Source organism: Bradyrhizobium sp. STM 3557, assembly GCF_045571465.1.
Lineage (GTDB): Bacteria > Pseudomonadota > Alphaproteobacteria > Rhizobiales > Xanthobacteraceae > Bradyrhizobium.
In genome coordinates this window covers 2,695,990-2,715,205 of sequence record NZ_CP120697.1, presented here as the reverse complement: position 1 = coordinate 2,715,205, position 19,216 = coordinate 2,695,990, and the positions used below count along the sequence as shown (strand labels likewise).

The following is a 19,216-nucleotide window of genomic DNA, read 5'->3' as shown; positions in this document are numbered from 1 at the left end:
CCCCAGTCATTGCGAGCGAAAGCGAAGCAATCCAGAATCCCGCCTGGGCGACAGTCTGGATTGCTTCGTTGCGTTGCTCCTCGCAATGACGGTCTGGAGACACAGCACTACCCTCTCGCGGCGCGATCCGCACCCGAGCTTTGCGTTCACATCGCCCTTTCGAAGGTGGAGGGCGCAGGGAAGGCCGCATAGGCGTTAAGTTTAGTCTTGCGTGTTGGAATCGTTCGTGATTCGAACATGGGATGACACGAGATTCGCTTTTGAACGAAGACTGGGCGAGCGTCGTTACGCAGCTAGGTGGGGCTGCGCAGCTCGAGAGCAGCGCGCGCCAGACGAAAGCTTTCGTGCGGCAACGGCGGATCCCTGATGCGGTGGCGTTGCTTCGGCTGATGCTGGCTTATTGTCTGGGTGAAAGAGGGTTAAGATCGACGGCCGCGTGGGCTGCTTCTGTTGGCCTTGCCAATCTGAGTAGCGTGGCGCTGTTCTACCGCCTGCGTCAATGTGGCGATTGGTTTACCGTGCTTGTGGAGCGCTTGCTCGCGGCGGCGGCGCCAAAGGCGAGCCGAGGCCGTCTGATCCGTATCATCGATGCCACGACAGTGCCTCAGGCAGGGCCGGCTGCGCGCAAGAACAGCGAGCTTTGGCGCATTCATAGTGCATTTGATCTGCCATATGAGCGGTTTGGCCATTTCGAACTGACAGATCAGCAAGAGGGCGAGACGTTTGACCGCATACCAGTGGTCAAGGGTGAGATCCGTATTGCTGACCGCGCCTATCTACAACCTGATCGGATCTCGGCAGTGCTCGAAGCTGGTGCAGATGTTTTGATCCGAGCGGGCTGGAAGAACGCACGTTGGCTTGATGCCAAAGGCTGTCCGCTCGATCTGATAGCCGAATTACGGGCGGGGAACGCCCGCGGACTGATCGATCGGCCGATTTGGATCAAACGCAAGGCCGGCGCGCCTCTGGCTATGCGTCTGATCGCAGTCAAGAAGTCTGCCGATGCGGCTGCCGCGTCGCGTCGTAAAGCCCGGCGAGACGCCCAAGACGAAAACCGCACCATCTCTAAAGAAACTTTGGAAGCGGCGGATTGGGTCATCCTGGTCACCTCGCTAGCGCCGGACGAGTTCACCGTCGAAGATGTGCTTGCGCTTTACAGACTGCGATGGCGGATCGAACTCGGCTTCAAGCGATTGAAGAGTTTGATCGGCCTCAAGACACCGCCTGGAACCGATCCGCGCTCCGCCAAGCCCTACCTGCTGGCTCATCTCTTGATCATTTTGCTGCTCGAACCGCTTGTCCGCGAGTTCGAGGACTCTCCCCACTGGACGCAGGCCGCCTGACGACACCTGGCGCTTGGCGTGTCTTGCAGCAACTCATTGCGTCCTTGCTACAAGCAATCATTCCACAACCAACCATCCGCCGCCTCCATCACAGCAAACGGGTACTGGACCGGCACCTCTACGAGCCACCTCGAAAACGACGATATCAATCGATGCCCGCATTATCTTAACGCCTATGGGGAAGGCCGGGTGTTTGCCCACACCCATGGCCCGCCTGCAGAAAAAAAGCAGGCGGCAGTCACCACAGGTCCGGGCCGAACATCCGGCCTTCCCTGCGCGACGGTTTTAACGGCTTATACGCGCTCTCCCCGGGGACCGGCTCTCTTGCCCCCGTCACCGCGCGCACGTCGCTGCGCGGTTGCGACAACGCTAGCGCGTTGCGCATGGCATCAGCACCGGGATGCCAGGACCACACGATTTCGCCGTCCGCATCAGCCCGTTCGTCCGCGAAGTGATAGCTCCGCTGCGCGCTGCCGCGTCCATCGCATTCCGTTGCCCACGTCCGTGACGATCGCGATACGCCCCTCCGGCGGAACGGAACGGGCCCACCATAAATCTGATTTGGGCCAGGCGCAAAACGATTTATGTTTTTCAGAAGGAATTGACAGGGTTTTGCAGAAGCAAGGCGATTTGCCCGACGGGACGCGATCCACGTGAGCAAGTAGGGCGGCTTAGCGCAGGCGTAAGCCGCCATGCTCCTGTCAGCAACGAACAATGGCTGACTACGCTAACGCTAAATGCGCCCTACGACTCGTCCCGACACACGATCGGAAGTCCGCTGTTCAGCTCGACTATCTCATTCACACATTATGCCGCACGAAAGGGCCGCCGACCTTATCGCCAGGTACGCATGGCCGCGATGGTGCTCCACGGCTGCAGCGTCATGGGCTTGATGGCGGCGACTTTCAACATCGGACGGCCGAGCGAGTTCTCATGTGGGGAAAGCGGAGCCAGCAACATCGCATATGCCGATCCAGCATCGAAATAGCCCACGACCTGCGGAGGCCTTCCGAACTTTCCACCGATCTTCGCGGCGTGGTATTCCGATTCTACAAAGTAGTCGGACGCGTTGCCGCCTGTAACCAGGCTGACGCCCGTGAGCCCATTGACGTCGGGCTGCGTGACGAACCTTTTCCAGGCAGTCTTTGCCGCAATGGACTCCCTGCTGGTATCCGTGTTGGATGTCCCAATATGAGCAAGGTTCTGCTGGCCGAGACGCGTGTATTTGCAGAGATAGCACCCGCTCATCGGGCCCGTCAGAACGGGACCCGTCAACGGAGCAGTCGTCACAGCGCCCGCGACGTATCTCAGAAAGGTGAACGTCCATGGCGGGTTGTGAGTCACCATGGAAATGACCCCTTGCGGGTTCGGTGCCTGACCGATGTAGACCTGAACCGTTGCTGGAGTCGTCTCACGCGGCAGAAGGCCATCCACCAGGGCCCCGCCTCCGATCATCGTCCTGCCGGGATCGATCTGGTAATCAAGATACTTTTCCGCCAGATCTGCTGGATATGGCACCAAGGGTCTCCTCTTCGATTGGAAAGCCGGAGTCGTTCCGTTGTCTGACGAGACACGGTCCAACAGTTCGGCTCGGTTGGATGACTTGCGAATGCGGATGGAGACAGTTGCGAGGGACTTCAAAAGTGAGCTCGTGCGCTAGATACCTCGCTCCCCTGCCCAGTTCGTGGCGACGAAACGTCGACCGGGCCATTATTTGATTTCAGCTGAAATAGATGGCCTGAGGACACGGCATGATTTGGCCATCGTGCCCGCCTGATGCATGGCATCAGCGAGTCGGCGGTTTAGCTGAAGGCCTGGTGCGCAGCCTGCAGTCGTTGACGTAAGCGGCAGATGACGCCGACGCTAATCCGCCCCGCGACCACGATCCATCCCGACACCTCAGCCTGAAACGATCAGAAACACATCGCGGCGCCTGCTCCGACCGGCAGTCGCGTTGAAGGGGTGCGATAGCCAATCGGCGATCATCCAATTCTCAACGCGAGCCCTTCCATGTCGATCATCTCTGTCAGTTCGCTCCTCTCGCCCACAGCTGCCCAGTCGACCTCGGCCAGTTCGTCGACCTTGGCCGCCTCGCAGACCGACGCGACGTTGTCGACCTCCTCCTCGTCATCGTCCGCCGGCAGCAGCGCGAGCGGCAGCGGCTCCTCGTCGGCCAAGACCGTGGTCAGCGAGATCTCCTTCACGATCGACGGCATCACCACCACCACGATCACCTATTCCGACGGCACGACCGAAACGGAGACGAGCGGCAGCGCCAAGGGCGCGAGCGCATCGGGTAACACTCAGGGTCCGCAGACCTACAATGCGCAGGGCCTAACCAGCGGCGCGAGCAGCAGCACCAACGCGGCCTCGAGCTAATAAGCCGCAAGTTCCCAGATCGGAACCGACTTGCGCAACTATTAGTAGGTAAATACCAGTTGTCGTCGGGCAGTGGATGCCGGTGCGGCACGGATGAGCCGGGACCAACGAACTGCAAGGCGCTTGGCACGTCGCAGGTTGCTGCGCCTATTGGTGACACTGCGAAGCAACAGTGTCCTTAAGACTTCGCGGGAACAGCATTGTTAATTTGCACGAGCCGCCCGAGTCTGACCTGTTGTCCGATGCGTTTTGACGTAGCGGGGGAAGTCAATGTTGCGGAGTGTGGTTGGCGCGGGAATGCTGGTCCTGGCGATGGGCTCGGCGTTGCAGGCGAACGAGCCAGGGCCGGGAGACCGGATCTCCTGTTCGGAGGTTCGGTATTATGTGGAGAAATATACGGCGGCAGTCGCTGAAAGCTACGCGCGCAGTCAGGGTGCGACCGACGCCCAGATCAATCGGGCGCGCCGGTGCTTGATGGTCAACCATTTCCGGCGAGCCGACCGGTCGCGGATCTATAGCGAGTAACAGGCTGGGCTGTTGGAGGTCGGTCCGCGGACGCTCTAGGACGGGGCGGCTAGCGATCCCGGCGTCACCAAAGCAGGTTGCGCCGATCTTTTCTCCCCGATGATTCTGGGAGTATGGGTCCCGGGTCGGCGCCCGACCGCGCTGACGCGTTGTCGGGCTTGCCCGGGACGACCGCGGAGAATGCGGCTACGGATCGGCTCACAAAGCACGTCGATGGCCGCGCCTTCTGCGCGAAGTCGCGCTTCGCGTGGCAGCCATCACGGATGGAGCTTACGCCTGCTCGATCGCGGCGGGCATCTTGGCGACCGACATCAGCGAGCGGGCGACCTGGTTGAGCAACTGGTCGGCGTTCTCCTCCTCCGCCAGCGATTTCGACAGAAGCGCGACGATGGCGCTGTGGCGTAGCTGCTGGGCGAGATTGCGCGCTGTGGTGTAGCCCGCCATCTCGTAATGCTCGACGCGCTGCGCCGCGCCGATCAGCGCCAGATCCGCCGCGGCATCCTCCTTGTCCTCCCCCTCCTCCATGACCTCCTGGCCTTCCTCGACGAGACCCATCATGCCCTTGCAGGGCTTGGCGCGCGCGGTCTTGCCGAGCAGCTCGAAGCACTCGTTGATGCGCTCGATCTGGCTCTCGGTCTCCACCAGATGCTGCTCGAACAGCTCGCGCAGCTGATCGAAACGCGCGGCTTCCGCCATCTTCGGCAGCGCCTTGGTGAGCTGCTTCTCGGCATGAAGGAGATCGCGCAGCTCTTCGATCAAGAGATCGCTCAGGCCCGCTTCGTCTGCCGGCGGCGAGCTCTCGGCGACGATCGAGGGCGCAGCTCCGGGCTCACCGTCCTGCAGCGCCGGCGATTCGGTAAAGACCCAATCGCCGCCCTCGTTCCAGGGGCCGCGGGTGTCGATCTCGCCGTGATCGCCCGCCCCGGTGGAATCGTTGAAGAACTGGTCGACGAGGCCCGGCGTCGGCGCGATGCGGCCGATGCTGAAGGCCGGCTTCTTCATGCTTTCGAGCGCCAGCGTGAACGCCTTCATATGCGTGATCTCGCGCGTCATCAAAAACTGCAGCGCGTCCTTGGTGCCGGCATCGTCGGTGAAGTTGATCAGCCGCTCGTAAACGATCTTGGCCCGCGCCTCGGCCGCGATGTTGCTGCGCAGATCGACGTCGAGCTCGCCGGTGATCTTGAGGTAATCGGCGGTCCATGCATTGCCCTGCGAATTGAACAGGTTCACGCCGCCGCCACCGGCGATCGCGATCAGCGGATCGGCCTCGGCAGCCTCGCGGTCGAACTTCGCCGGCTTCAGGTGCATGCGCGCCAGCGTGCCGACGACCTCCAGATGGCTCAGCTCCTCGGTGCCGATGTCCATCAACAGGTCCTTGCGATCCGGGTCCTCGCAGTTGAGGCCCTGAATCGAATATTGCATCGCCGCGGCAAGCTCGCCATTCGCGCCGCCAAACTGTTCCAGCAGCATGTTGCCGAACCGCGGATCGGGTTCGTCGACGCGAACGGTGAACATCAGCTTCTTGACGTGGTGATACATGATGGCCTCGGGAGGTTGGCGGGGGTGGAGCTCGAGTCCGAACGGACGGGCCCGGGCTTTGTTCCTACCTCCGGCCGAGCAACATTCGCCTCCCCTTCAACCGAGGCCATCACGCCATCAGGCAGTACTACGAGCTCTGCTTCCGGAACGCCTTCTCGCCGGCGTCGGAGACCTCGACCCAGCGCTTGTCGGGCGCTGCCCCTTCGACATAGCTGTCGTGCCAGTTCCACCATTTGTAGGTCGGCGTCTGCGGATAGCCCGCCGGCGAATCCTCCCAGACCTCCTGACGGCCGAGCGGCGTGATATCGAGGTAGTTCCAGGTGCTGCCCATCTGCTCGTCGCCGCGGTTGTTGATGAAGTAGGTGCGGAAGATGCGGCCGCCATTGCGGAAGAACACGTTGGTGCCGTGCCACTGGTCGACGCCGAAGTCCACGTCGAACTCATCCGTGATGGTGAACCACGGCATGGTCCAGCCCATATTCGCCTTCAGCCTTGCAATGTCGGCCTGCGGTGCGCGCGAGACGAAGACGAGCGTGGTGTCACGCGCATTGAGGTGCGACAGATGCGCGACCTGGTCGGCCACCATGGAGCAGCCGCGGCAGGCATGCTCGGGCCAGCCGAACACGCCGGGCTCGAAGAAGGCGCGATAGACGATCAGCTGGCGGCGGCCGTCGAACAGATCAGCCAAGCTGGCCTTGCCCGCCGGCCCTTCAAACGCATAGGCCTTGTCCACCGCCATCCACGGCATGCGGCGGCGCTCCGCGGCAAGCGCATCGCGGGCGCGGGTATGAGCCTTTTCCTTGACGAGCAATTTCTGCCGCGCAGCTTCCCATTCTTCCGGCGAGACCACCGGCGGTGTCTGCATGGCGGCTCCACTGTTTTGCGCTGCTGATGTAGTCATGGCTCTCGAACCTCCTATGAGTGAGCTCCAGCACCACGGGCCGAGCCGCACTTGTCCGCGCCCTCGCCCTCTGCTGGCCGTGAGACAGGTTTTGGCACGCAGGCCGGAATCCGGGTGAGTAACAAGTGTGGCGCCATTCTGCCGTGTGCCGCAGGCGCATCAACTGAAGGGATTGCAGCGGTCACGGAACTTTGTTCCGCCATGGGGCTTCTCCCTTTCGCCATCACACGAGATATCAGCGGCATGACCTCATCGATGAACCCGGCGCAGCGGCAACGCGCGCGCCGCCGGACCATGATCACGCGCACAAGCCTCGCCGCCCTGCTGGTGCTGTCGCTCCCACTGCCGGCATTCGCGCAAGACACCGGCACCAGCGGCATTCCGCCTGGGCCGGCCAACGCCAACGGCCCGATCGGCTCGGTGCGCGATCCCTCGGGGATCGGCAACGCGGCACGCATGCCGCCGCTGCCGCAGCAGCCCGGCGTTCAGCGCGTGCCGGGCAACGTGCCGCTCACCTCCACCCAGCCGGCCTACACGCCGCGCGTCCGCTACCGCCACGGCTGGCGGCACCTGCCGAAGCGCGAGCGGGAGAAGCTCGAGCGCGCCGCGGTCAAGGAGAACGACCGCCTGCTGCGCCGCGGTGCCACCAGTATCTGTCGCGGCTGCTGAAGCAGCTTTCGCGCGTCGCTCAGGTGCGGCGTGCAAGCGCGCGGATCAAATTCGCAGGGATTATCAGGAGATCCCAACCGGGCCTCAACCACTGAGGTGCGTCTTGGCGACGCGCGTGGAGCGTGCTGTCGATTCCACCGCTTGGTCTTCCGCGCGGATGATGTACGCTAGGCGCGGCAGGACTCACATTGCAATGACGCGCAAGGGACTGGGCATGACCGACCACGTGATCGTCACCGAAGAGGGCGGGGCCCGCGTCATCAAGCTCCGCCGGCCGGAGAAGAAGAACGCGCTGACGCAGGCGATGTATCGCCGGATGAGCGATGCGATCGACACCGCGCAGAACAACCCGGACATCCGCTGCCTCATGATCACCGGCGGCTCCGGCGTGTTCACCTCCGGCAACGACCTCGAGGAATTCCTGCAGGCCGGCGCGCTGTCGAGCGAGGCCGCGCGCGCCTCCGACATGACCAAGTTCCTGTATTCGCTGGCGCATAACACCAAGCCGATCATCGCCGCGGTCGACGGCGTGGCGATCGGCATCGGCACCACGATGCTGTTCCATTGCGACTATGTGCTGGCCTCCACGACCGCGCTGTTCTCCACGCCCTTCATGCAGCTCGGCCTGGTGCCGGAGGGCGCCTCCAGCCTGCTGATGCCGGCCACGATGGGACACCAGCGGGCGTTCGCGATGCTGGTGATGGGCCGCACCATGACCGCCGACGAGGCGCATGTTGCCGGCTTCGTCAACGCCGTGGTGTCGCCGGGCCACACCGAGGTCGAGGCGCACAAGGTAGCGCGCGAGCTCTGCCGCCTGCCGGCGGAAGCGGTCGCGATCTCGCGCAAGCTGCTGCGGACACCGCCGGACGAGCTGACCCGCCGCATCGATCAGGAGGCGCATATCTTCGGCGAGCGCATGGGCTCGAAAGAGGCGATCGCCGCGTTCAAGGCCTTCGTCGACCGCAAGAAGCATTGAGGGCGTTCTCTCGGTCGCCGCGCGATCGCATCACGACACGCTAGCGATGCGCGAAGCGGTGGAGGAAACCCCTGATCCCGCCGTCATGGCCCTTTCCGAGCCTGTGCCGAGCGCTTAAGTTACGACCTCAACCGTAACGCGCGAGTGGCGGGCATCTATGTCAACGACGCTGTATCTCTCCCATCAGGCCTGCCTCGATCATGCGACCCCTTCCGGCCATCCCGAGCGTCCCGACCGCCTGCGCGCGGTCGAGGAGGCGATGACCGAGGAGCGCTTCGCCCTGCTCGATCGCGACGAGGCGCCGGAAGGCACGCTCGACCAGGTCCTGCTCTGCCACAACGAGCACTACGTCACCGAACTCAGGCATATCGCGCCGGACAGCGGCATCATCTATCTCGACGGCGACACCTCGATGTCGCCGGGCACCTGGGAGGCGGTGATGCGCGGCGTCGGCGGCGCGGTGAAGGCCACCGACGCCGTGATGTCGGGCAGCCACCGCAATGCCTTCGTCGCGGTGCGGCCGCCCGGCCATCACGCCGAGACCAACAAGCCGATGGGCTTCTGCTTCTTCGACAATGTCGCGATCGCCGCCCGCCACGCCCAGCGCAAATATGGCATCGCGCGCGCAGCGATCGTCGATTTCGACGTCCATCACGGCAACGGCACGCAGGACATCTTCTGGGCCGATAGAAGCGTGATGTACTGCTCGACGCACCAAATGCCGCTGTTTCCCGGCACCGGCGCGCGCGGCGAGCGCGGCGATCACGACACCATCGTCAACGCGCCGCTTTCGCCGGAGGACGGCAGCCTGGAATTCCGCTCGGCGTTCGAGAATCTGATCCTGCCGCAGCTGACGAAGTTCAGCCCCGAGCTCGTCATCATCTCGGCCGGGTTCGACGCGCATTACCGCGATCCCCTGGCGTCGCTGAATCTGCGTGCCGAGGATTTCGGCTGGGTCACGCGCAAGCTGATGGAGCTCGCCGAGAAGAGCGCGGGCGGCCGCGTGGTCTCGGTCCTGGAAGGCGGCTACGACCTGCAGGGCTTGAAGGAATCGGTGGCGGCCCATGTCGCGGCCCTGACCGGCGCCTGAGGTTCCTTAAGCTCCGGTTCCCCACCGCTGCGACGCTGCGGGGGCCTGACAGCGGCGGCCGCAATGTGTAAAAGCCGGCCGGAAGGTCGAGAGAGTCGCAGGAACATCGTATGGCGGACACCCCTGTAACCGACGTCAAGAAGCTGTCCTTCGAGCGCGCGATCGAGGAGCTGGAGACGATCGTGAAGCGACTCGAGGAAGGCAAAGTGCCGCTCGAGGAATCGGTGACCATCTACGAGCGCGGCGAGGCGCTGAAGCGTCGCTGCGAGGAGCTGTTGCGCCAAGCCGAGGCGCGGGTCGAGAAGATCACCACCGATGCCAGCGGCCAGGCCGCCGGCGTCGAGCCGCTCGACGTGCAGTAGGGCTGGAGGCGAGCTTAAGGCGCGTGGACGACAGCGCTCGCGCCTGGAAGGATGGCCCGACGACCGGGCGTCGCAACGCACGATAACGCGCAGATGCGCGATTCCTGACGTAACGCCTACGCCGATCGGCCGCAGCGCGGCGCCCGACCGTGCACAGCTGCTGAAATCTTTTGCAAATGCGGCTTGGCCTCCGCCCGCTCCTGCTATAGTCCGCATCGGGGGAGCCCGGGGTCAGAGGCTGTCACATTGTCAGGTTCTCACGAGCATCGGGCGATGGAACGGTTAAGTCTTCGCCCGCCTCGGTCTCACGGAACGCTTGGGGATCTCATAAGCGCGTGCGCGTGTCGAATCGACATATCATTTACGTGCAGGGCTACGACCCGCGAGGGCTTGCGCAATATTACCGCATGTTCCGCACCGAATTGCGCAAGTTCGCCCGGCTGTACCAGCTTTCCGCTACGATCAGCCGGCCGCACAGCAAGTCCGACGACGAGATCACATCCTGGTCGATCGAGACGAAGGCCCAGGCAAGCGGACAAGCTTGGCAGACCCGAACGACTTACGACTTTCTCCGCTTCGAGGACTTCATCCAGAACGACCTCGCCGCACCGATCTGGCGGACGGTAGCACAGGCGGTCTGGATCTATTGGCGGCTGATCTTCCGCGGCACCATCGGCCGGTTCTGGAGCGCCAATTGGCGGTTTGCGACCTTCATCACCTGGCCGCACATCATCCTCTTGCTGGAGGCGCTGGTCGCGGCCGGCGCGGGCTTCGTGTTCGGCAAGGGGCTCGACGCGCTCGGCGCGCCCCAACCTCTGAGCTGGCTCGCGGGATCGGCGATCTTCATGGTGCTGCTGTGGGGTGCGCTGCGCTATTTCGAGAACCAGACCTACGTTCTTTACCTGCTCTGCGACACCATCTGGACCTGGCAGTTCGCGCACCGCCAGCGGCCAGAATGGGACCAGCGCATCGACCGTTTCGCCCAATATCTGGCCGAGGTGGCACGCGTCAGCGATGCTGACGAGATCGTCATCGTCGGCCACAGCTCCGGCTCTTTCCTGGCCGCCGAGATGCTGGCGCGGGCCTTGAAACGCGATCCGTCGCTCGGCCGCCACGGGCCGCGCATCATGTTGCTGACGCTCGGCGGCAATTTCCCGATCGTCGGCTTCCACAGGGCGGCAGCCGACTTCCGCGATCATCTCGCCCAGCTTGCCGTCGAGCCCCAGATCGACTGGATCGACTGCCAGGCGCGCAAGGACGTGATGAACTTCTTCAAGCTCGATCCCGTGGCCTCGCATGGTATCGACGTCGGCAGCGCCAAGCGCAATCCAACCATCGTGCCGGTGCGCTTCCGGGAAATCATTCGTCCGGATCACTACAACCTGTTCCGCTGGCAGTTCTTCCGGGTGCATTTCCAGTTCGTGATGGCCAACGAACGGCCACACGCCTACGACTTCTTCATGATCGTCTGCGGACCCGTGGCCCTCCGCGAACGCATGGCTCACCCTGCCGCCGCACTCGCCGTCGTCACCACGCCCGACGGCGCGGAGCGCGAGCTGGCCTGGTCCGCACTCGCGGTATCCGGGCCCGCGCGGGTGTCCGCGGACCCCGATCTGGCCACCGCGAAGGAACAACCCGCGCGCCGCCGCGGTTGAAGCCGCGGCCTGCCGGCCGCGATCCCCGGGCTTGCCATATTCCGTTGGGTTGGCTTTAAGGCGCACTTTGGTGTAAAGCTTTCGGGAACTACGGGCTTTGGAGGCACGCGATCCGCGAGGACGCAACCGAGTTAACTGTCTGCAAAGGCTGACGAAATGACTTGGTACGTGATCCCTGCAAACAACTTGTCAAAACCCCTTGGCGAACGGCCTGGATGGGTGCCGCCAAGGGTGATTTACATCACATAGACAGACTTAAGCCGCAGTTGGCCTATCTTCTATGGCTTTGGTCCGAGCCGACGACACCTTAAATGATTAAGGTTTCGCCGCTCGTTACGATGAACCTCTCTGACGTCGGCCCTTGAACCCGACCTGCAAAATTGGAATATCGCCGTGACCACATTTAGTAAAACGCCGCTTCTCGACACCATCAAGACACCGGACGATCTGCGCCGGCTCAAGGTCGAGCAGATCCGGCAGGTCGCCGATGAGCTGCGCCAGGAGACCATCGACGCTGTCTCGGTGACGGGAGGCCATTTCGGTGCGGGTCTGGGGGTCGTGGAACTCACCACCGCCATCCATTACGTGTTCGATACCCCGCGCGACCGCCTGATCTGGGACGTCGGCCACCAGGCCTATCCGCACAAGATCCTCACTGGTCGGCGTGACCGCATCCGCACGCTGCGCACCGGCGGCGGTCTCTCCGGTTTCACCAAGCGCTCGGAGAGCGATTACGACCCGTTCGGCGCGGCACACTCCTCGACCTCGATCTCGGCCGCCCTCGGCATGGCGGTAGCTCGCGACCTCTCGGGCGGCAAGAACAATGTGATCGCCGTGATCGGCGACGGCGCAATGTCCGCCGGCATGGCCTATGAGGCCATGAACAATGCCGGCGCGATGAACTCGCGCCTGATCGTGATCCTCAACGACAACGACATGTCGATTGCGCCTCCGGTCGGCGCGATGTCGGCCTATCTGTCCCGTCTCTATTCCGGCAAGACCTACCGCACCCTGCGCGATGCGGCCAAGCAGCTCGGCCAGCATTTGCCGAAGGTGATCGCCAACCGCGCCAGCCGCGTCGAGGAATATTCCCGCGGCTTCATGATGGACGGCGGCACGCTTTTCGAGGAGCTCGGCTTCTATTACGTCGGCCCGATCGACGGTCACAACCTCGACCACCTGCTGCCGGTGCTCAAGAACGTCCGCGACATGGAGACCGGGCCGATCCTGGTCCATGTCGTCACCCAAAAGGGCAAGGGCTATCCGCCCGCGGAAGCCTCCGCCGACAAGTACCACGCCGTCGTCAAATTCGACGTCGCCACCGGCACCCAGGCCAAGGCCAAGCCGAATGCGCCTGCCTACCAGAACGTGTTCGGCCAGAGCCTGGTCAAGGAAGCCGAGAAGGACGACAAGATCGTCGGCATCACCGCCGCGATGCCATCCGGCACCGGCATCGACATCTTCAACAAGGCCTTCCCGGATCGCACCTTCGACGTCGGCATCGCCGAGCAGCACGCCGTGACCTTCGCAGCCGGCCTTGCGACCGAAGGCTACAAGCCGTTCTGCGCGATCTACTCGACCTTCCTGCAGCGCGGCTACGATCAGATCGTGCACGACGTCGCGATTCAGTCGCTGCCGGTGCGCTTCGCGATCGACCGCGCGGGCCTGGTCGGCGCCGACGGCGCCACCCATGCCGGCTCGTTCGACAATGCCTATCTCGGCTGTCTGCCCAACATGGTGATCATGGCGGCGTCCGACGAAGCCGAGCTCGTGCACATGGTGGCGACCCAGGTCGCGATCAACGATCGCCCGAGCGCGGTGCGCTATCCGCGCGGCGAAGGCCGCGGCGTCGAGATGCCGGAAGTCGGCATTCCCCTGGAGATCGGCAAGGGCCGCATGATCCGCCAAGGCAAGCAGATCGCCCTGCTCTCCTTCGGCACGCGTCTTGGCGAATGCGAGAAGGCGGCCGACGAGCTCGCCGCGCACGGCCTCTCCGCCTCGATCGCGGACGCCCGCTTCATGAAGCCGCTGGACGAGGAACTGATCCTGAAGCTGGCGCGCGATCATGAGATCCTGATCACGATCGAGGAAGGCTCGATCGGCGGTTTCGGCTCGCATGTGATGCAGTTCCTCGCCGATCAGGGCATGCTCGACGGCGGTCTCAAGATGCGCTCGATGGTCCTGCCCGACGAGTTCCTCGATCACGATACACCGGCGGCGATGTATGCGCGCGCCGGCCTGGACGCCAAGGGAATCGTCGCCAAGGTGTTCGAGACGCTCGGCAAGGATTACAAGGCCGAGGTCGTCAAGCTCGCCTGAGCCGCGGTCACGAACGATGAAGAAAGTGTATCTGGCAGGTCCTGACGTGTTCCTGCCGGATGCGCTTGAGATCGGCCGCCGCAAAGCCGCGATCTGCGCGCAATATGATCTGGGCGGGCTCTACCCGCTCGACAACACCGTCGACCTGACCTCGCGCACGGCATCGCTCGACATCTTCCGCGGCAACGAGGCGATGATGGACATGGCGGATGCGATTATCGCCAATCTGACGCCGTTCCGCGGCCCCGGCGCCGATGCCGGCACCGTTTACGAGCTCGGCTATATGGCGGGCCGCGGCAAGCTCTGCCTTGGCTATTCCAACGATCCCTCTACCTATGCCGATCGCACGCGCCGCTTCACCGCGGTACGCGCTGAGAACGGCCGGCTGATCGACGCAGAAGGCCTGACGGTGGAGGATTTCGGTCAATCCGACAATCTGATGATCATCCACGCGCTGGAGCTGCACGGCTGCCCACTGGTGACGCCGCGCGAGCCGCCGGCCGACATCTGGCATGATCTCACCGCGTTCGAGACCTGCGTGCGGTTGGCGGCGGAGAGGCTGCTGACGAAGTGAGAGGAAACTGTCGTAACCAGCGAGGCGCGTTTCCGACGCTCTGCCATTGAGCCAAACTCCGCTGTCGTCCCCGCGAAAGCGGGGACCCATAACCACAGGAAGTCGTTTGTGGCAGACGAGTGGTTAGACCTTTCGCATCAACAGCATCCTGTGGTTATGGATCCCGGGTCTGCGCCCCAACGCTCTGGGCGCGTCGGGGCTTGCCCGGGACGACATCCGGACCCAAACAAGTATGAAGAATAATTGTTGACCTGATCATGCCCCCTCCTCGCAAACGCGCCGATATCCTGCTGGTCGAACGCGGCCTGTTCGAAAGCCGCGCGCGGGCGCAGGCTGCGATCGAGGCCGGCCTCGTCATTGCCAATGACAAGCAGGTCACGAAAGCCTCCGAGACCATTCCCGTGGACGCGGTGCTGCAGGCCGAGCCGGCGCATCCCTTCGTCTCGCGCGGCGGCGTGAAGCTACAGGCCGCACTCGAGCAGTACCCGATCGACATCGAGGATCACGTCTGCCTCGACGTCGGCGCCTCGACCGGCGGCTTCACCGAGGTGCTGCTCGCGAATGGCGCGGCGCTGGTGTTCGCGGTCGATGTCGGCCGTGATCAGTTGCATCCGTCCCTGCATGGCCATCCCCGGATCGTTTCCATGGAGCAGACCGACATCCGCTCCTATGAGGGCAAGCGCCTGCCGCAGCGGCCCGACGTCGTCGTGATCGACGTCAGCTTCATCTCGCTAAAGGCCGTGCTGCCGGTCGCGCTGTCGCTCGCCGCCTCGCCGATGAGCCTGCTCGCGCTGATCAAGCCGCAATTCGAGGCGCAAGGTGCGCATGGCAAGGGCGGCATCATCAAGGACGCCGCCGTGCACAGCCAAGTCTGCGACGACATCGCAGCCTTCGCGGGCTCGCTCGGCTGCACCGAGATCAAAGTATTTCCGTCTGCAATCAAGGGCGGCGACGGCAATGCCGAGTTTTTCCTCGGAGCGCGCCGCCGTGGTTGAGCGCCTGCTGATCGATCATGTCGGCCATCGCGGCGACGGCGTCTCGTTCTCATCGGGCGAGGCGCGCTACGTGCCCTACACGCTCGGCGGCGAGACCGTCGAGGCGGCCGCGGTGCCGGGCCATCCCGATCGGCGCAAGCTGCTCGCGCTGGACGTAGCGAGCCCGGAGCGCATCGCGCCATTCTGTCCGCATTTCGGCGTCTGCGGCGGCTGCGCGATCCAGCACTGGCAGGCAGAGGGCTATCAGGACTGGAAGCGCAACATCGTGGTCGAGACGCTGCGCGCGGCCAAGATCGACTGCGAGGTGGCGCCGCTGATCGATGCGCATGGCGCCGGCCGCCGCCGCGCCACCTTTCATGCGCGCATGGGCACGCATGAGATCCTGAAAGTGGGGTTCAGCGCGGCGGCCAGCCACGACATCATTCCGATCGACCGCTGCCCGATCCTCGACCCTGGTCTCAAGGGGGCGCTTGAGGCCGCGTGGGCGCTGGCGGAAGCGCTGAAGCCGACCGGCAAGGCGCTCGACATCCAGGCGACCGCGGCCAACAACGGCCTCGATATCGACATCCGCGGCTCCGGTCCGCTGCCGCCGCAGCGCATCACCGCATTGTCCGTGATCGCCGAGCAGCACCGGTTGGCGCGGCTGACGCGCCATGGCGAGCTGGTGCTGATGCGCAGCGCGCCTGACGTCACCATCGGCGCCGCGCGCGTCGTCCTGCCGCCCGGCTCGTTCCTGCAGGCCACCGTCGCCGGAGAGGAAACGCTGGCTGCATTGGTGAACGAGCGCGTCGGTAAAGCCAAGCACGTCGCCGACCTGTTCTGCGGCGTCGGTCCCTTTGCCTTGCGCCTGGCATCGCGCGCGCGCGTCACCGCGCTCGACAGCGATGCCGGCGCCGTCGCAGCACTGCAGAAGGCGGTGGCGACCACATCGGGCCTGAAGCCGGTGAAGGCCGAAATGCGCGACCTGTTCCGCCGCCCGCTGATGCCGCAGGAAATGCGCGACTTCGACGCCATCGTGTTCGACCCGCCGCGGCAGGGCGCACAGGCGCAGGCGAAGCAGCTCGCGGCGAGCAAAGTGCCGGTCGTGATCGCGGTGTCCTGCAACGTCACCACCTTCGCGCGCGATATCAGGATGCTGATCGACGGCGGCTACAAGCTCGACGCGGTGGTGCCGGTCGACCAGTTCAGGCACACCCCGCATGTGGAGCTGGTGGCGAGGCTGGCGCGGTGAGTGCGCCTCAATCGTGATTGCCCGACGTGTGCTCATAGACGTCGTCATTGCGAGGAGCGTCAGCGACGAAGCAATCCAGACTCTCTGCTTGGCTCTGGATTGCTTCCGCCGTCGCCCTTCGGGCTATGGCGGACACGTCGTTTCGCTCGCAATGACGGACACCGCAAGCTACCGCACCACATCGACCTTCACGTCGGCGACGCCGGAATGCACCATGCCTAGCGCTTGCGCGGCCGAATACGACACGTCGACCACGCGGCCCTTCACGAACGGGCCGCGATCATTGACCCGGACCATGACCGACTTGCCGGTCGCGACATTGGTCACCTGCAGGCGCGTGCCGAAGGGCAGCGTCGGATGCGCCGCGGTCAGCTCATGCGGATCGAACCGCTCGCCACTCGCGGTCTCCTGTCCCTCGCTGTAGAAGCTGGCAACCCCGCGCGAGCCGCTTGTCGATGCAAGCGACACGCGCTTGGCCGGCTCGCCGCGCTCGGGCTCGCGCAGCCTGACCACGGAGACCGGCCTGCGCACAGGCCTAAGCACGTGCCGCGGTTCGAGCGCAGCCTCCCGGGTCGGCGCGATGTGGCTCGTGCGCTGTGAGACCACCGAGGTCTGTGCGCAGGCGCCCAGCGACGCCGCTATCAGGATAATCCCTGTCGTTCGAATGAAGGCACGACAGCCGTGTGCCGCGGCGTCCGGAGCGACACGAGCGGACTGATCCAGTCCGGTCGCGCGACGAGATGGACTAATACAGCCGATGGAACGCATGTTCTGTGCGCCTCCGCCCAAGCTGCAGCAAGCTCGCCGGGCAATGGCGGCAGAACCGTGGCACGAGCGAACTCACACGGGCCGCAACCGCTAGTTTTGCTTTGAGTGTTGTTTTGGCGCCACAGCGCTGGGCCTCGTTAACGACGTACCTGATCGTTTTCGCAGGTCTCGCGCGGTCTTCGTGATCGTGAGGCCGCGGCGTATGGGTCCCGGCTCAAGGCCAGGACGACACTGAATGTTGATCTCACAGACTGCAACATCGCGACGAGCAGATGGTCATTGAGAGCCGTCTACCGCCACGAGCTCTGCCGTCGTCCCGGCCTTGAGCCGGGACCCATAACCACCGTCGGTCATCGTTATAGCGAGATGGAGCGCCAGCTCGCTTCAACAAAGCTCAGTCGTGATGACCAGTCGTGGTCATAGGTCCCGGCAGTTCGCCGCGACGACGGTGTGCGTTATCCACTCCGATCGTGGTCGGCATCACCGTCCCCATCGGTCCTGCCAGATCTTCTCGCCCACCATGCAGGACACCCGGGGCTCCTTGGCTTCGTCCGCGACACGCACGATATGTCCCGGCGGCGTGCGGCCAGCCACCTCCATCAAGAGCTTGGTGCGAATGGCCTCCTTGAACTCATCGCGCCCCTTGATCGAGATGACAAAGGAGCCGGCGCCGCCGGTCACGCAATCCTCGTAGTACCAATCGAGATTTTCGATATCCATGGTCGAGTAGGAAGGCTCCTTCACCATGATCGGCAGGCCGTTGATGGTGATACCTTTCGAGAGCGCGGTGTCGCGCGCCATCGTGACGGGAGAGCCGCTGTTGTTGGGGCCGTCGCCGGAGATGTCGATCACGCGCCGCAGGCCGCGATAAGGATCCTCGTCGAACAGCGGCATCGCAAAGTAGATCGCGCCCGAGATCGACGTGCGCGAGGCGCGGCGGACCGGCGTCTTCATGATCTCGGCCGCGACCGCATCCGCAGTCTCCGGCCCGTCGATCAGACGCCAGGGAATGATGATCTTCTGATCGCCGGAGGCGGCCCATTCGAAATAGGTGATGGCAATGCGGCCGTTCGGGCCGTTCTTCAAAGCCTGCAGAAACTCCCTGGAGACGATCGCCTGCGCGTAGCCCTCGCGCTGGATCGCGAGCTCGTCCAGGTCCATCGAGTAGGACACGTCGACCGCGAGAATGAGCTCGACATCGACCGATGGCGAGGCTTCCTTATCGCTCATCTGTGCGGCTGTTCTGGCGGGCGGCGCGGCGGCCACACCAGCAACGTTGTCACCGGCAATCATACCGGCCAGGCACGCCGCTCCGATCGAGATCCACCAGCGCATGAGCTGCCCTCCCATCGTGTGACGTGATGGTGACATGCAATCCGGAGCAGGCAAAGCGGGAAGCGCCGCTCCCATTCACATTCAGGTTAGCCGGGCGCGAGCATCGCCCAGTGCCGCCGCGCTCCGGCTACAAAGCCGGCGACGATGCGGTTTCGCGATACGTCGCGACGCTGTATCCTGATATGGCTCCATTGCCATGGCAGGAACACGATCGGAGGAGCCGCATGAACGACTCCGTGACCAAGCCCGCGACGAAGACCAGATCCAAGGTGAAGACCCAGGTCCAGCGTCCGCGGCTGTACAAGGTGATCCTGGTCAATGACGACTACACGCCGCGCGAATTCGTCGTGATGATTTTGAAGGCGGAGTTCCGGATGACCGAGGACGAGGCCTACAAGGTGATGATCACGGCGCACCGGCGCGGCGTCTGCGTCGTCGCCGTGTTCACCCGGGATGTCGCCGAGACCAAGGCGACGCGGGCGACCGATGCCGGCCGCGCCAAGGGACATCCACTCTTGTTCACCACCGAGCCGGAGGAGTAGCGGCTTTGTTCCG

General features: G+C 64.0%; 18 protein-coding genes. 12 read left to right on the top strand and 6 right to left on the bottom strand.

Going from position 1 to position 19,216, the window contains the following annotated elements; genetic code table 11:
* The first annotated feature begins 242 nt into the window (after positions 1–242).
* On the top strand, positions 243–1,343 hold the full coding sequence (locus tag P6U24_RS12310) for an IS4 family transposase (RefSeq protein ID WP_407158154.1): 1,101 nt from the start codon (positions 243–245) through the stop codon (positions 1,341–1,343).
* Between the two features lie 834 nt (positions 1,344–2,177).
* Here P6U24_RS12310 and P6U24_RS12305 read toward each other — a convergent pair.
* Both P6U24_RS12305 and P6U24_RS12300 read right to left on the bottom strand, forming a co-directional pair.
* Positions 2,178–2,861 (bottom strand): hypothetical protein, encoded by a 684-nt coding sequence (locus P6U24_RS12305; RefSeq protein WP_407159386.1) that lies wholly within the window; start codon positions 2,859–2,861, stop codon positions 2,178–2,180.
* Between the two features lie 464 nt (positions 2,862–3,325).
* Positions 3,326–3,547, bottom strand: coding sequence for a hypothetical protein (locus tag P6U24_RS12300; protein ID WP_407159385.1), 222 nt, complete (start codon positions 3,545–3,547; stop codon positions 3,326–3,328).
* On the opposite strand from P6U24_RS12300, the gene P6U24_RS12295 reads away from it, so the two are divergent.
* Positions 3,525–3,722 (top strand): hypothetical protein, encoded by a 198-nt coding sequence (locus P6U24_RS12295; RefSeq protein ID WP_407159384.1) that lies wholly within the window; start codon positions 3,525–3,527, stop codon positions 3,720–3,722. The genes P6U24_RS12300 and P6U24_RS12295 overlap by 23 nt on opposite strands.
* 795 nt (positions 3,723–4,517) lie before the next feature.
* Here the strand turns inward: P6U24_RS12295 and P6U24_RS12290 are convergent.
* Both P6U24_RS12290 and P6U24_RS12285 read right to left on the bottom strand, forming a co-directional pair.
* A complete protein-coding gene (locus P6U24_RS12290; protein ID WP_407159383.1) occupies positions 4,518–5,786 on the bottom strand; it encodes a DUF892 family protein in 1,269 nt (422 codons plus the stop codon).
* Positions 5,787–5,913: 127 nt separating this feature from the next.
* Positions 5,914–6,687, bottom strand: a complete 774-nt coding sequence (locus P6U24_RS12285) for a DUF899 domain-containing protein (RefSeq protein WP_407159382.1) — start codon at positions 6,685–6,687, stop codon at positions 5,914–5,916.
* A 201-nt stretch (positions 6,688–6,888) separates the two neighbouring features.
* On the opposite strand from P6U24_RS12285, the gene P6U24_RS12280 reads away from it, so the two are divergent.
* The 9 genes from P6U24_RS12280 (at position 6,889) to P6U24_RS12240 (ending at position 16,558) form a co-directional block, all read left to right on the top strand.
* Positions 6,889–7,356: a hypothetical protein gene (locus P6U24_RS12280; RefSeq protein WP_407159381.1), complete on the top strand. Its 468-nt coding sequence runs from the start codon at positions 6,889–6,891 to the stop codon at positions 7,354–7,356.
* 214 nt (positions 7,357–7,570) lie between these two features.
* Positions 7,571–8,332, top strand: a complete 762-nt coding sequence (locus P6U24_RS12275; protein ID WP_407160436.1) for a crotonase/enoyl-CoA hydratase family protein — start codon at positions 7,571–7,573, stop codon at positions 8,330–8,332.
* A gap of 157 nt (positions 8,333–8,489) precedes the next feature.
* Complete coding sequence (locus P6U24_RS12270) at positions 8,490–9,422, top strand: histone deacetylase family protein (protein ID WP_407159380.1); 933 nt, start codon at positions 8,490–8,492, stop codon at positions 9,420–9,422.
* A gap of 110 nt (positions 9,423–9,532) precedes the next feature.
* Complete coding sequence (locus P6U24_RS12265; protein WP_407159379.1) at positions 9,533–9,784, top strand: exodeoxyribonuclease VII small subunit; 252 nt, start codon at positions 9,533–9,535, stop codon at positions 9,782–9,784.
* Positions 9,785–10,125: 341 nt separating this feature from the next.
* Complete coding sequence (locus P6U24_RS12260) at positions 10,126–11,439, top strand: hypothetical protein (RefSeq protein ID WP_407159378.1); 1,314 nt, start codon at positions 10,126–10,128, stop codon at positions 11,437–11,439.
* A gap of 393 nt (positions 11,440–11,832) precedes the next feature.
* Positions 11,833–13,758, top strand: a complete 1,926-nt coding sequence (dxs, locus tag P6U24_RS12255; RefSeq protein WP_407159377.1) for a 1-deoxy-D-xylulose-5-phosphate synthase — start codon at positions 11,833–11,835, stop codon at positions 13,756–13,758.
* A gap of 16 nt (positions 13,759–13,774) precedes the next feature.
* Positions 13,775–14,332, top strand: a complete 558-nt coding sequence (locus P6U24_RS12250) for a nucleoside 2-deoxyribosyltransferase (protein ID WP_407159376.1) — start codon at positions 13,775–13,777, stop codon at positions 14,330–14,332.
* 257 nt (positions 14,333–14,589) lie between these two features.
* A complete protein-coding gene (locus P6U24_RS12245; RefSeq protein WP_407159375.1) occupies positions 14,590–15,327 on the top strand; it encodes a TlyA family RNA methyltransferase in 738 nt (245 codons plus the stop codon).
* A complete protein-coding gene (locus P6U24_RS12240; protein WP_407160435.1) occupies positions 15,320–16,558 on the top strand; it encodes a class I SAM-dependent RNA methyltransferase in 1,239 nt (412 codons plus the stop codon). The genes P6U24_RS12245 and P6U24_RS12240 overlap by 8 nt, the downstream gene beginning before the upstream one ends.
* Before the next feature lie 168 nt (positions 16,559–16,726).
* On the opposite strand, the gene P6U24_RS12235 is transcribed toward P6U24_RS12240, so the two are convergent.
* Both P6U24_RS12235 and P6U24_RS12230 read right to left on the bottom strand, forming a co-directional pair.
* Positions 16,727–17,101 carry a septal ring lytic transglycosylase RlpA family protein gene (locus P6U24_RS12235; RefSeq protein WP_407159374.1) on the bottom strand — a complete coding sequence of 125 codons (375 nt, stop codon included), beginning with the start codon at positions 17,099–17,101 and terminating at the stop codon, positions 16,727–16,729.
* 705 nt (positions 17,102–17,806) lie between these two features.
* Positions 17,807–18,661, bottom strand: a complete 855-nt coding sequence (locus tag P6U24_RS12230) for a DUF1194 domain-containing protein (RefSeq protein WP_407159373.1) — start codon at positions 18,659–18,661, stop codon at positions 17,807–17,809.
* Positions 18,662–18,885: 224 nt separating this feature from the next.
* On the opposite strand from P6U24_RS12230, the gene clpS reads away from it, so the two are divergent.
* Positions 18,886–19,203 carry an ATP-dependent Clp protease adapter ClpS gene (clpS, locus tag P6U24_RS12225; RefSeq protein ID WP_407159372.1) on the top strand — a complete coding sequence of 106 codons (318 nt, stop codon included), beginning with the start codon at positions 18,886–18,888 and terminating at the stop codon, positions 19,201–19,203.
* The last annotated feature ends 13 nt before the right edge of the window (positions 19,204–19,216 follow it).